Here is a 13526-nt window from a genome sequence, read left to right as displayed (position 1 = left end):
AAAATTTACGCGACAAATGTATGTAAATTAATAATTACCCCATAAGAATAAAGGGGCTAAAAATAAATAAATAGGATTTTATTAAGAAGAACCCCTGTTTTTTAACAGTTCATAAAAACCGATGTGAAAAGAAGCCATATATTACGAATGTCATAAACCGATTATAACCTAAAGATTCAAAAAAAGATTATTTTTTCGATAAATAGCCTGAATACTATCTCCTGATATTTAAGATGATCAGAAAAAAATTTTGAAACATTCCTTTTAAAGGAAATTTATGCAGAAGTACTTTCTATATGAATTGCATAAAAATTGACTTATGTCCGGTTGAAGAAACCAGACCGCCTCACTTTAGACATAAGGAGTTAGACCTGAACTTAACTAACTGATAACCAAAAGAAGTTGGAAATTGTGTCTTTCAATAAATACTATAATTATAAAATGTGTAAAAGCGGGGTATAGGGAATAGTTAAAAGCTCTGAACTATTGAAAATTCTGTTCAGGTTCGTTCTTTAAATTTTATCAGACACTACTGAAAAAAATTATAAGCCATTTTTAGAATGGCAGTTTACATAATAGTTAGGAGAATAAAAACGGTATAACCTGCAAGCAATGCAAAACCTTCTTTCCTTCCCATTTCAGAGAATTTTGGGATTAAAAGCATAGGCAGCAAAATAAAAGCGATCCCAAGCATCCAGAACATGTCATTGGTTAAAATTGCGGAGGATTGAACTACAATAGGTTTGATAACAGCAGTTAACCCAAGTACCGATGCAATATTGAAGATATTGGAACCTATTAAATTCCCCAGGGAAATTGCTTTTTCTTTTTTTACCGCGGCAATAAGGGAAGCGGCAAGCTCTGGCACACTGGTTCCTACCGCAATAACGGTAACCGATACTACCCGTTCACTGATTCCTAGTTTTGTTGCCAAATCTACAGCTCCTTTAACCAACAATTCAGACCCACCCCAAAGAGCAACAATCCCAATAAGGAGCCAGATAGTCAATTTAAATCCGCTTACATTTCGAAGTGATACATCAACTTCTTCTGCAATGACCTTGTCTTTTCTTCGGGAACGTTTTATAAGTAGGAACAGGTAAGCAACCAGTCCTATTAATAATGCTACGCCTTCTATTCGGGATAATTCATTATTGCTTAACAGAAAAAAATAGAGCACGATAGAAAAAATCATCATGGTTGGCCAGTTAATCCTATAGAAATCACGATCTACCATCAATGGAGATACCATTGCCGTTAAGCCCAGCACCAAACCAATATTGGCAATATTGGAGCCAATTACATTCCCCAGGGAGATATCAGAAAAACCCTCAATCGCCGCCTGTAAGCTTACCAATAGTTCAGGAGCAGACGTAGCAAAAGATACCACTGTTAGCCCAATGACCATTCTGGAAATGTTTAGCTTTAATGAAAGGGCAACGGAAGATCTTACCAGAAACTCCCCTCCTATTACCAGCAACACAAAACCAATCAATAGAAATACAATGCTCATGCAACAATTTTTGGCGAAGATAGGAGAAATGCTTTAAAAAAGTGCTAGATTAAAACACAACTACGTTTGTAGTTTTTAAACTATTTTTTTCGTTATATTTGAGAATTGGAAAATTTAAAATGCAAATAAATGGAGAAACTGACTAACAAAGAAGAAGAGATTATGAGAGTGCTTTGGCAGCTTGAAAAAGCTTTTGTAAAAGAGGTGCTTCCCGAGTTAAAAGATCAAAAACTGCATTACAATACCGTTTCTACAATTATTCGAAATCTGGAGGAGAAAGGTTATGTTTCACATAAAGCCTACGGAAAGACTCATCAGTATTTTCCTATTATAAGCAAGGAAAAATACAGAAAGCAATTTATGAATATGGCCACCAAGCGCTTTTTTGACAACTCTTTCAAAAATGTAGTTTCCTATTTTGCCAGGGAGGAGAAAATTAGTGCAGAGGAACTACGTGAAATTTTGGACATCATCGAAAAAGAAAAGAAATGATGGAAAGTATTATTATTTATCTCTTAAAAGCCTCTGCCCTGCTAGGAATTTTTTATCTGGGTTATTTGTTGCTTCTCAAAAAGGAAACTTCTTTCCAGCTAAACAGGAAGTATTTAGCTTACGGGATCATTACCGCTACAATCTTACCTTTTATCTATTTTACGCGGAAAGTATTTATCGAGCAAAAACCCCAATCCCTTAATTTCCTGGTTGGTACTACTGAAACCTCCAAAATTCCTATGGAAACTCCGGTGGACTGGTGGCAGATCACAGGAATTCTATACTTCATCATCACCGGCTTATTTTTATTGAGATTTTCCATTCAGCTATATACAGTCATTAAAATTATTATATCACATGATTTTCAGAAAAATTCAGGATTAAAATATCTGGAAGTGTCAGAAAATCAACTTCCCTTTTCTTTCTTTAATTATATAATTTACAATCCAACCCAACACTCCCATAAAGACCTAGCCCTTATTTTAGAGCACGAAAAGGTGCATGCGAAACAACTACATTCAGCCGATATTCTTCTGGTGAACCTGGTGAGTTGCCTGTTATGGTTCAATCCATTTGCTTGGGTATACAAAAAATCGGTAGAAGAAAACCTGGAATTTATTGCCGACCGGGAAACGGTAAAGTCAAAAGCTGAATTAAAGCAATACCAGCATGCCCTGGTAAAAGTTTCTATAGCCGACCTGAAACCGGCACTTACTAATCATTTTTACAAATCATTTATCAAAAAACGAATCCTTATGTTAAACAAAAAATCATCCACACAAAGTCCGGCATGGAAGTTAAGCTTACTGATGCCTGTTTTGCTAGCTTTTCTGCTGCTATTTAATGTGAAGACTGAAGCAAACGTGCGAACATCTACTGAAAAAGAGGTTTCTACACAAATAGAATATCCCAGGGAAGGGATGGCAATTACAATCAATGCTAAGACATCAGAAGAAGATCTTGAAAAACTCGAAAACATTTTTGAGAAAGATGGAAGGGTTTTGAAATTTTTTGACTTAAAATTTAATTCTGAGAAAATCATTAGTATAAGATCCACGCTTACAGATCCTGTTAAAGGTATTACCCGAACTTATAATCAATCTAATAGTAATGGTATTAAACCGGTCAAAATCTTTGTAAATAAAGATGGCAACATAGGTTATGAAACATTGGAAAATGCAGATATTTCAGTTGTAGACCTTCATAAACAGATGGAGGCACTAGGTGATAACCCACTTTATATAATCGAGGGTAAGCCCATTAAGGCTAATAAACTTCGAAATAAATATGTGAAAATCATGGGACCTATAGAGATTAGAACAGGTATTAGATCTGTTGCTTTATACGGCTCCAGTGGTCAGGATGGTTCTATAGATATCAGCAAAGGAAAAATACTTGATAAATTTACAGATGACCAGGTTTTTGAAACGGATAAAAATTTTAGTCAGAATTATTTAATCATAGATAAAAATGGCAAATCGAGGATAATGAAAGTTGATGCTCAGGTGAACGTTTCGGAAGAAAAGACTAAACAGAAAAAGAATAAAAGTATTGAAGATGAAGGTTTCCAGAAAAAGAGCGATTATGAAATGATGAAGGATAAACCCGGGAAAGTTGAAGTTACAGGAACTGGATTTTTCACAGAGGACCCAGAAGAAATTAAAGAAATGTCTGGTGACCACATAATCGGTTTTCAGTCAACCAAATTAAATTCTAGACATACAGGAAGCATATCTGAATCCAACAATACGATCACGAGTGATCAAATATTTATACAACAATCCAATCCTTTATACGTCTTAAATGGAGAGGTTCAGAAGAGAGATTTCGAGAAGGAAAAAATCGACCCTAAAAACATATTAAAAATTAATGTGCTAAAAGGAACATCTGCAACCGATAAATATGGGGAAGCGGCTTCAGATGGTGTGATAGAAATTTATACTAAGAAATTTGAAGGAGACACATCTCATCCAGTTAAAACCGATTTGTATGTACTTCACAAAAACTCCAATGAAGAAAATATTAAAAATTTGAAAAAAATGATCAAATCTGGAGCAGACATTGAAACTGAATTTACGGGTATCAAGAGAAATTCGGAGGGTGATATAACTGCTGTAAGTATTAAGGCAACAACAAAAGACGGGAAGATGGCCAGTGCAAGTTTTCAGAACTCAGAAGGTATACCACATGTGATTATTGGCCTAACAAAAGATGGTAAACTTATCGTTTCGAGCAATTATGGAAGCTATTAAACAATATGATTTGTGATAAAAGCCGCTAGTGTAGTGGCTTTTTATCATCATTATTATAATTGTATATTAGATAACTAATTGTTGAATTGATGAAAAAGCATATTTTCAAGACAATTGCCAAACTCAATAAAAAAGTCCTCCCCAGTTATTCCAAGAAGGATGATTTTGATTTGCGGAATGCTTCCAAAGCACAAATGGCAATTATAGGATGGAAACTGTGGGTAACAAAAAACTCCCTGGATTAGGGATATTTAATTAAGGAGGACACATTGTAATTTTTCAGCTTATTTAGCCCCTTTAAGAACTCCAACTCTACCAGGAAATTACACTGCACGATCTCTCCGCCACATTTTTCTATTAATTTACAGGTGGCTGCAGCCGTACCTCCAGTGGCGAGTACATCATCATGTAAAAGAATCTTTTCACCTTTTAGAATGGCATCTTCATGTATTTCTAATGAATCTTTTCCATATTCCAGTTCGTATACTTCCCTATGCACCTGATAAGGCAATTTACCCGGTTTACGAACGGGAATAAAACCTGCATTCAGTTTTTCGGCAAGTAGCGTTGCAAATAAGAAACCCCGTGATTCAATGCCAACTACTTTATCTATATTTCCTTTGGGCAGATTCTCTAAAAAAAGTTTTACAGCGAGTTGCATTGCCTTGTGATCCAGTAAAAGGGGCGTAATATCTTTATAACTCACTCCTTTTTTAGGAAAATCGGGGATTTCACGAACGTATGATTTTAAATCCATTAATTTCTATTGAACAGTTATCGCGTTGTTAAGGTAGTGACGAAAAGCTGACATTTCTCTATATATACTTATAAGTTTTTCCTGAAAATCATCTTTTACAATCTCTTCTTGGTTAAGGCTAGACATTACGGCAAAACTCTTATTTCGCAATAGTTCTATATGCTCATGGTTTTGATAAAAGCCTTTAGGGGCAGTTTTTAGTTTTTCATCCTCCATCAATCCGCCAAAAGTATCTTTAAAGGATTTTTTATGGAGTATTTTTTCCAAAACCTCACCATTATAATCTATAGCAGCTCTAATACTATCTAGCATTTGTTTTTTCGGCCTGTAAATTCCTCCGGCTACAAAACTTTCATTGATTCCTATATGAATATAAAAATCCCCTTTATCTTTCTCCTTATCGAGGCCAGCTCCAAAATGGTCTTTATAAACCGGTTTATTTGGATGAAAAAGAAGGTTGTTGTTAATTCTATTTATTGCCTGCTTTCCGGTAGTGGGTGAATAATTTGAATCAATTTTAGCTAGTTTTATATCCAATTGATTTAACCAATCAACATAGAAATCCCGCACTTCATGATATTCATTTCGATGCTCATCCATCCACTCTTTATAATTGTTCCGGTTGAGTCGACGTAAAAAATCAAACATTTTGTAAAAGCCCATTTTTATATCAAAGGTGTTAATCTGAATTTAAATTAGATAAATAGAGCCTTCTTTTAAAAAATAGACCTCAAGAACCTTTTCTTCAGATGCTAAACTCTAAGCTTAAATCCTGGTTTTTTCAACCAACTTATAAGAAAAAAAAGCAATCCCTAATTTCTCTCAAAAAATTAAGGATTGTGAATATATTAAACTTTCTCAACATTAATAATCAATAAAACGCTTACAATTATTCACTCATCTTCCCTGCTCTTTCTTCCAGTTTATTCACTTGTGTGGGATAAGGACTCTCCTTAAGTGTTTTTGCGAGATGCACCATATTATGAACCATAAGCAGCATCATATTATTCGTAAATTCATGTTTATCGCCTTCAGCCTCTATATAACTTGGTCCTGGCCCTGCCTTACCAACATAATAACAAAAAGCATTTACAGGAATGCTGAATCCGTGTTCAGAGAGATCGAAAGCAATACTTGAAATTGCCTTTTTAGCGCCATCCTCATTCCCGTCTACCATAATGCCTCCAACTTTATTATAGGTAGGATACTGGCCATTTTTATCGTTTCCTTCTTCCATAATACCATCAAAACGTTCATTGATCATTTTCGCGACAGAACTACGGTCCCCTCTCCAAATTGGGGTCGCTATAATGAGCATATCAGCTGCTTTTACTTTTTTTAGGATTTCAGGCCATTCATCACCATCTCCTTCATCTGATGTATTGCCAAAACTCACTTGGTGATCTACCACTCTGATACTTTCCGTCTCCACATCAAGTTCTTTGAATATCTTTTCGGCGTTTTTAATAAAGGCTTCAGTATTGGAAGTTTCCGGGGATTTTTTCAATGTACAATTAAGGAAAAGTGCTTTCAGTTCCATAGATTTATTTTTTTCAGGTTAATAATTACTGAACATATAAAATTCCCCTCTGTATTGCAGTTAACAACCGGTTAAAAAAATTCATTTTCTGCTATTATATTTTAAAATCTGAATTTTAAGGAACGAACCTGAACCACATCTTTTCAATGGTTCAAAGCGCTTAACTGCTATATTTAACCTGCTTTTTTTATTTTTAATTGGGACATTCATTGAAAGACAAAATTTCCCACCTACATCGTTAAGTTCGAGTGTAACTTCTAAAAGCGAAGGTGAAATTAAATTTAGAGGTAGATAAAAATAGCGCCAGGCTTACCGACAATTATGTTACTTACTGAATACCAATCTTTTGTATTCATAAAAAACGGGATTGTGTTAATTGAAATAAAGATTTTAAATTAATTTTAGGTATAAACCCGACCACCATGAAATACAAAAAACTTGGAAATGATCTGGAGATTCCGAAGGTGAATGAACTACCGCTTAAGAATAAAGAGAAAATTAAATTTAATTACTATTGTTCAAGCAGAACCAATGGAAATTTAATAGATCTTGATATTACATCTAAACTATTTGATCAGGATAAAATGTACATTAGAAAATCCTGTTACCGCATACCTCTTGGGGAAATGGAAAAATGTGTAAAACAGAACAGCATAGATCATATGATCAGTCTTGGATTAAAGGAAAAGTTTATCCCGGATTCTTTGAAAAGATTTAATAAAAACCCTTCTTCCAAGAATTTCAAAAAGAATGCTATTCCTGAATAGCCTATATTTTATAGATTTTAAAATCCTGATATTTTCTACTTTCTGATTGCAGAATAATATAAAGAATTTTATTTGAGGTTAATTTTATTTACCTCATTAGCTGTATTTTTAGCAGATCCTGACCGAGAAATTGATTCTTTTTCTCAATTCATAATTTCCTTATCATAATTCATGAAGCTTTTATAGCTTTAAAAGATTATAAAAATTCAGGAGAATTGGAATCATTGAGTTGATGATATTATAGTGGAATTTTTAAGCTCTTAAACCGAGAGGGAATAAAAACTTTCTTGAAAACTACTATCTTTAAGGTAAGCTGTAGGGGTATTTCGCCGGTTTCATTTTGGCCTTCCCGGCCAAAAACCGATTTTTTTATTTTCCCCACCCGGAACTGCTAAAAAAGCAGTTCCGACCTCTCCCAAGGGAGAGGTGCAACTGTTAGAGGAAAAGGAACTGGAAAATATTATGCATCTCCAAGTTTATAAACTCAAAATGGCTTTAGAAATAATCTCATGAGCGAAGACATTTACTCCAGGCTAAAGAGGTATATAAACCTTTAAAATTTAAAGAATATTTAATGGAATCTATTTTATGAAAAATCTATCCCTTCTACTATTCATCCTTGTTTGTTTCAGCTCCTTAGGACAAACCCCCGAAGAAAAGTTAAATCATTTAAATATCAAGCTACCCGAAGTTACAGAACCTTCTGCCAACTTTGTAAAATGGCGACAGACAGGAAATTTGCTCTATCTGGCGGGCGATGGAAGTAAAATGAAAGGAAAACTTGGTGAGGATCTTACTATCGACCAGGGATATGAAGCAGCTCGCCAAACCGGCATTGATATCATTGCAACTCTTAAGGCGGCAACCGGAGACCTCAGCAGAATTAAACAATTTATAAAAGTACGGGGAATGGTAAATTCCTCTTCTGAATTTTATGATCAGCCTAAAGTGATCAATGGATTTTCTGATCTTATGGTTGAAATTTTTGGAGATAAAGGAAAACACGCACGTGTAGCCGTTGGACATTGTTCATTACCATCGAATATTGCTGTAGAAATTGAAGTGATTGTGGAATTAGAGGAATAAAAATCTGGAGAATTTAATAAATAACGTTTATTGTAAAAACTGTTTAGATCTTCCATAAAATTACTTATTAATAAATAGCATTCTTTATCAACTGCTGGATCTTTGGTACAGTCAAATATTTTCATAGGAAAGCGCAGAAGGGTTTATTTTTATTGGTTCCATCCTATAACTATTGTTTTTTCGCTGGAGATTTTTCCAGTATGGGATCAGTGTTTTGATCTCGCGGAATGTACCTGGATCTCTTAGATATATGAAAGATGAGTAGTCTTGTGCCTCAATTCCAATTAGTGTAAGAATAATTTGAATTCATGCAGTAGATTTTGAATAGGCTAATCTTAATCTTATTTCGCTCTAACTATTTTATCTCTTATTTCCCGCCAGGTAACCAAAATAATGTTATTGTCTTCCACTAATTTTCGTGCTTTTTCACTGGTGAAGAAATCAAGATCATCCTGTCGCCATTGGCTTCCATAATCTGGATGATCTTTGGTAACAGCCTTCATTTCATCATTATTGATAGCCAGATGGATAAGGATCACTGAAAGTCCGGGCTCAAGATTAGTTAGAATATCTTCATAGAAATTCTCCATACCCTGGGTATTGTAAGCTTCTGGATATGCCTGAAAAAGATGGTCTGTAACTACATCCTTGGAGGTAAATTCCATCTTCTCCTTTAGCATTTCAAAAGCAGGAAATTGTTTACTTAATAATACTGGTACTTTATACTCCCTGCCTTTCTTAATATATGCTTCCATAAATTCCGGTGTACTCATCACCGCCATCATATGGCCGTCAAGATGGGTTACATCCACTCCAAAGTCAAGCGCTTTTCTGATCTGACTGTCTATCTCCTTTTCCACATCCATAGCATCGCCTTTTACTCGTACACTATCTGTTAAATGGTAAAAATATCCGTGGTTATTAATAAGGCTCTTCACCTCATTTTTGGAGCTTGTAGAACCCCATTTAAAATCTTTCCATTCACTAGTGATAGTGAGGTGAAGCCCAAAATCCTTTTCGGAATTCTCTCTTGCATATGCCGCAATTTCCGGAAACCAGGGGCATGGTACCATTATACTGGCAGAGTTAACGATTCCGGCTTCCATTCCTTTAATGGTAGCCATATTTTCTGAATGACTTACCCCTGCATCATCGGCATGAATAATAAGGAGTTTCGAATCGCCCGGGTAGCCTAATTTTTCAGCAATATTGCCTGTATTCTGTGCTGAAATCGAAAAAGTGAACGTGAATAGAAATACAAAAAAACAGGAAGCAACTCGAATTTTCATTAGATAGATTTTTGTTGAACCATATGAAGATAATTAAAATTTTTCGGTTAAACTTCATAATTAGATAGTGAGCCTAATATACCGGTATTATAACCAATTGTCTTGGTTAAGAATTTTTTAAACACTCCTTTCCAATTACTTATAGTCTTTTTCCTGATCGGGCAAGCATGACTATAAACTTCAATTTTTATCGTACTTTTCACAATAACTTAAAATGAGCTTCACCAATGTCAAAACTTTTAAAATTCAGCATTATACTCTTATTTGTTATCGCTTCTCAGCCCATATTCGCGCAGGAAGGCCCATCAGACTTCGATAAGAATTTCGTCCATGTGGTTTACTTCTGGTTAAATAATCCACAAAATGAACAGGACAGAGCAGATTTTGAGGCCTCACTTAAAGAATTTCTAAATAAAAGCGAATACGCGGGAACAAAATTTATTGGTGTTCCTGCCAATACGCCTAGAGAAGTTGTCGATAACTCCTATACGTATTCTTTGATACTTAGCTTTGCTTCAAAAGAAATTCAGAACAAATACCAAAAAGAACCAGCTCATCTAAAGTTTATTGATGAAGCTTCCCATCTATGGAAAAAGGTACAGGTATATGATTCAGTAGAATTGAATAAAAGTAAATAAAATAGATTTGTCTTTTTTTTCTTCAGTTTCTCATAAAGCTTAGTTAATCTGCAATTCCCGAATTACTAACGAACACTATGTATCTGCTATCCGGGGACCACGACGGGACGTTAATAGTTCCCTGACCACCGTACAAATAAGCAATTACTTTTGGCGCGCCTCCTGAAGTTGGCATTAAATTGAGCGTTACCCCTTTAAAGGAAGGATGATCGTTTACCGGAATTTCTGCAGGAAATGAGATATAGGCGATCCATTTTCCGTCCGGTGAAATATGCGGAAACCAGTCATTCCTGGCATCAAATGTAAGTTGCTCTTTATTGGAACCATCTGGTTTCATTCTCCAGATCTGCATGGTGCCGGAAGCACTGCCATTGTAATAAATATATTCCCCATCTGGAGAATATTCACAACCATCTACGTGTTCACCTTCCCCGGTATCGGTAAGGGCAATTTCTTCACCGCCATGAATAGATTTTTTATAAATATCATAAGTGGGATTGCCTTCACGAGTAGCTACGTAAACCACCTCCTCATTATTTGGCGCCCAGCCGTGCCAATAAGATGGAGTTTCTTCTGTAACAAGCTGCGGAGTTCCTCCCTCAATAGGAAGGACATAGATCGTGGAGCCCCCACCTTGCAAACCATCACGATGATGGCTAATAGCAATCATTTTCCCATCAAATGAAATCCCATGATCATTGTTGAGGTTATCTGCGAACCCTGTATCGAATTTCACAGGTTCACCTCCGGTTAAAGGTATGGTGTATAAGGAACCTTCCATATTGAATAAAAGATTTTCTCCTCCCGGCATCCAGTTAGGTGCTTCAAAGCGATCATTTTTTTCATAGATCACATTTCGCATTCCATTCTGCACGTTCAGAATTTCCAGGCGACAGCCTAACCAGCCTTCTTCACCCGGATTGTAATCATCTGCTACCGGCCGGTCTATTCTAACATTCCAGGCTCTGGCAGTTTCAACCACCTCTTCATTATGAGAATTTATAAATAAGCCTACCAATACTTCACCAGAGAGATTGGGCAGGTTTTTGGAACCTATTTTTTGTAGAGGTTCGCCCCAATGTGCAGCCCGCATTATAATTTCATTTCCTTTCCGTTCAAGTTGAAGAATTTCGTATCCGGATTTCGGTGAAAATATCTGTGTTTCGGGATTTCTCATTTCAGATCCCCGTGACTCGCGCCACTGCAATAGCGTAAGACCATCCCCATGAAGACTTGCGCTGGCATGTGCTGCATCTTCGTCTTCAGATTTTCTTATCATCAATCCTACTTTGCGATGGGAATCTGTTCCCTCTCCATCGAATTCAAAATTCGCGGTTATAATAAAATCTCCTTCAATTTTATTGTACAGGTAATGAAATTCATCTTTTTCGAACCAGATATTATAACCGGCTCCACTCAAAGTATAGCTTTGATCCTCCTGATTATAGATTGCAGAACCTTCCCCGGAAGGATTGCCAATATCTTTGCTGAAACTGAATATCCCTACAGGGTTTTGAGCAACACTCAAAATACTGTTCAACAATAAAAAGAGTAAACTAAAAACTCGCATTCTGGGAAGGTTAAATTTTTAAATGAAAATTAGATCTATATTATTATAAAGACATAGCTCTCCCGCTGCCCAGTTCAGTGATTGGTGCACACGGAATATATTCACCGGGAACCGGATCGTACCAGAGCACGTTTTCCCCTATTTCTTCACTCGTTTTCCAGGCCCATATCCCCATATTCCTGATATCCTTAAGGTATCCAAAAGCAAGTGAATCTGCCTGCTCAGGAGTGAATAGATTCTCTTCTTCCGGAGTTTTATCCATAGGATCCTGAGTTTCTCCACTCCTCCTGGCAAATTCCTCCTGTTGTGCAGGGGTAGCCTCAAAAAATTTCTTTATGATCCTTAAAAAATCCTCTGTGTTTCCTTCTTCAGCTTCTTTCTCTAACTCATTCTTAAAGGCCTGGCTAAATGCTTCGGCAGAACGTTTAAAATTCTGTTTTTCCTCCGGGGATAGTACTTTTTCCATATAGGCATCAATAAACCCGGCAACATTTACATCGTTCGCCCCAGGAGTATCTGTAGCCGGGATAATTACATCAAGAATTTTAGTAAGAATGAGGCCTTGGCCTGCGCTCAAGAAAACCGGCTGCCATTTATTTTCAGGCTCCTTTTTACAACCCTGAAGAATGCTAAGAGCAGTAGGTCCTACTACGAAAAAGCCTGCGCCGTATCCAATATTTTTTAATGCTTGTCGCCTGTTCATTTTATATGTGTTTTTCTCTGAAAAAGCTTTATAATTGGATGAGATCATTCTTTATATAGGAATAACTTTCAGCAAGGCTCTCGTATGGATCCATTTTAAAATTCTCCTGCTCCAGGATGAAATGCTTAGCTCCTGCCAATCTAGCTTTTTCAAATATTTTCTGAAAATCGATTGTACCACTACCAATTTCCGTATTCAATTCATTATTCATTCTATCCATATCTTTCACATGCCATAATGGAAATCTTCCCGGATATTGCTGAAACAATTCAACCGGATCCTTACCTGCCCTGACCACCCAATATATATCCATTTCGAAAAAGACAAGATCTTCCTCGGTATTTTCCAGGAATACTTCATAGCCCGTGCTTCCATTGAAGCTATCGAATTCGAACGCGTGATTATGATAGCCCAATTTTAAACCTGCTTCTTTACATTTTCTTCCGGCCTCATTCAGCTTATCGGCCATCCGTTTGTAATCATCAATAGAGGTCCTTAAAGGCTCCCCGATGTATGGTATGATCACATAAGTTTGTCCCAGCTCGTTAGCCGCATCCAGCACATTCTGAAAATCACTCATAGTACCCTGCGCACTCAAAAATTTATCGGCTCCATAATGTCCACTTGGTGAGCTGAGTCCGTTCCTGTTCAAAAGATCCTTAAACTGTGTTATAGTTAAACCCCAGAAACCATTTTCCGGTGAATAACCATAGGTCTCTACTTCTTTGAATCCTACTCCGGCCACTTTCTCGATCGCACCTTCCACATTATTCCCAATGGTCTCCCTTAAGGAATAAAGCTGTAAACCAAGAGGATAATCTTTTCTGCAGCTATAAAAAATACTGGGAAGAACTGTTGTAGCCGCAAGTGCCAGTCCTGTTTGTTTTAAAAAAGTACGTCTTTGGATCATAATTTTTAT

The 13526-nt window shown here is 36.3% G+C and carries 14 protein-coding genes; 6 read left to right on the top strand and 8 right to left on the bottom strand.

What is annotated here, in order from left to right; all coding sequences use genetic code 11:
- Positions 1–568 precede the first annotated feature (568 nt).
- Positions 569–1513 (bottom strand): calcium/sodium antiporter, encoded by a 945-nt coding sequence (locus Q1K34_RS08005; protein WP_300436947.1) that lies wholly within the window; start codon positions 1511–1513, stop codon positions 569–571.
- A 129-nt stretch (positions 1514–1642) separates the two neighbouring features.
- Between Q1K34_RS08005 and Q1K34_RS08000 the strand changes: the two genes are divergently transcribed.
- The 3 genes from Q1K34_RS08000 to Q1K34_RS07990 all read left to right on the top strand — a co-directional run bounded on the left by Q1K34_RS08000 (position 1643) and on the right by Q1K34_RS07990 (position 4502).
- The gene (locus Q1K34_RS08000) at positions 1643–2005 is read left to right on the top strand and encodes a BlaI/MecI/CopY family transcriptional regulator (RefSeq protein WP_300436944.1); all 363 of its coding nucleotides are present in this window, start codon (positions 1643–1645) and stop codon (positions 2003–2005) included.
- Positions 2002–4257: a M56 family metallopeptidase gene (locus Q1K34_RS07995; protein WP_300436941.1), complete on the top strand. Its 2256-nt coding sequence runs from the start codon at positions 2002–2004 to the stop codon at positions 4255–4257. Before Q1K34_RS08000 ends, Q1K34_RS07995 begins: the two co-directional genes overlap by 4 nt.
- An 89-nt stretch (positions 4258–4346) precedes the next feature.
- A complete protein-coding gene (locus Q1K34_RS07990) occupies positions 4347–4502 on the top strand; it encodes an SsrA-binding protein (protein WP_300436938.1) in 156 nt (51 codons plus the stop codon).
- Here the strand turns inward: Q1K34_RS07990 and Q1K34_RS07985 are convergent.
- The 3 genes from Q1K34_RS07985 to Q1K34_RS07975 form a co-directional block, all read right to left on the bottom strand.
- Positions 4499–5014, bottom strand: coding sequence for an adenine phosphoribosyltransferase (locus Q1K34_RS07985; protein WP_300436935.1), 516 nt, complete (start codon positions 5012–5014; stop codon positions 4499–4501). The two genes, Q1K34_RS07990 and Q1K34_RS07985, sit on opposite strands and share 4 nt — an antisense overlap.
- Positions 5015–5020: 6 nt before the next feature.
- Entirely contained in the window at positions 5021–5677 is a 657-nt protein-coding gene (locus Q1K34_RS07980; protein ID WP_300436933.1) for a DUF2461 domain-containing protein, read from the bottom strand.
- Between the two features lie 226 nt (positions 5678–5903).
- Positions 5904–6554, bottom strand: a complete 651-nt coding sequence (locus tag Q1K34_RS07975; RefSeq protein ID WP_300436930.1) for a flavodoxin family protein — start codon at positions 6552–6554, stop codon at positions 5904–5906.
- 422 nt (positions 6555–6976) lie between these two features.
- Between Q1K34_RS07975 and Q1K34_RS07970 the strand changes: the two genes are divergently transcribed.
- On the top strand, positions 6977–7321 hold the full coding sequence (locus Q1K34_RS07970; protein WP_300436927.1) for a hypothetical protein: 345 nt from the start codon (positions 6977–6979) through the stop codon (positions 7319–7321).
- Between the two features lie 588 nt (positions 7322–7909).
- A complete protein-coding gene (locus tag Q1K34_RS07965; RefSeq protein WP_300436925.1) occupies positions 7910–8407 on the top strand; it encodes a RidA family protein in 498 nt (165 codons plus the stop codon).
- Between the two features lie 341 nt (positions 8408–8748).
- On the opposite strand, the gene Q1K34_RS07960 is transcribed toward Q1K34_RS07965, so the two are convergent.
- On the bottom strand, positions 8749–9696 hold the full coding sequence (locus Q1K34_RS07960; RefSeq protein ID WP_300436922.1) for a polysaccharide deacetylase family protein: 948 nt from the start codon (positions 9694–9696) through the stop codon (positions 8749–8751).
- Positions 9697–9923: 227 nt separating this feature from the next.
- On the opposite strand from Q1K34_RS07960, the gene Q1K34_RS07955 reads away from it, so the two are divergent.
- Complete coding sequence (locus tag Q1K34_RS07955) at positions 9924–10334, top strand: Dabb family protein (protein ID WP_300436920.1); 411 nt, start codon at positions 9924–9926, stop codon at positions 10332–10334.
- Positions 10335–10377: 43 nt separating this feature from the next.
- Here Q1K34_RS07955 and Q1K34_RS07950 read toward each other — a convergent pair whose 3' ends face one another.
- The 3 genes from Q1K34_RS07950 to Q1K34_RS07940 are packed head-to-tail and all read right to left on the bottom strand — an operon-like array spanning position 10378 to position 13517.
- Positions 10378–11904 (bottom strand): biopolymer transporter TolR, encoded by a 1527-nt coding sequence (locus Q1K34_RS07950; protein WP_300436918.1) that lies wholly within the window; start codon positions 11902–11904, stop codon positions 10378–10380.
- A gap of 43 nt (positions 11905–11947) precedes the next feature.
- Positions 11948–12607, bottom strand: coding sequence for a gluconate 2-dehydrogenase subunit 3 family protein (locus Q1K34_RS07945; protein ID WP_300436915.1), 660 nt, complete (start codon positions 12605–12607; stop codon positions 11948–11950).
- Positions 12608–12635: 28 nt separating this feature from the next.
- Positions 12636–13517: a sugar phosphate isomerase/epimerase gene (locus tag Q1K34_RS07940; protein ID WP_300436912.1), complete on the bottom strand. Its 882-nt coding sequence runs from the start codon at positions 13515–13517 to the stop codon at positions 12636–12638.
- Positions 13518–13526 lie beyond the last annotated feature (9 nt).

This window comes from Christiangramia sp. (assembly GCF_029937855.1).
In the GTDB taxonomy this organism is placed as follows: domain Bacteria; phylum Bacteroidota; class Bacteroidia; order Flavobacteriales; family Flavobacteriaceae; genus Christiangramia.
Note: the sequence above shows the minus strand (reverse complement) of the source record. Positions and strands in the feature narration are given on the sequence as shown.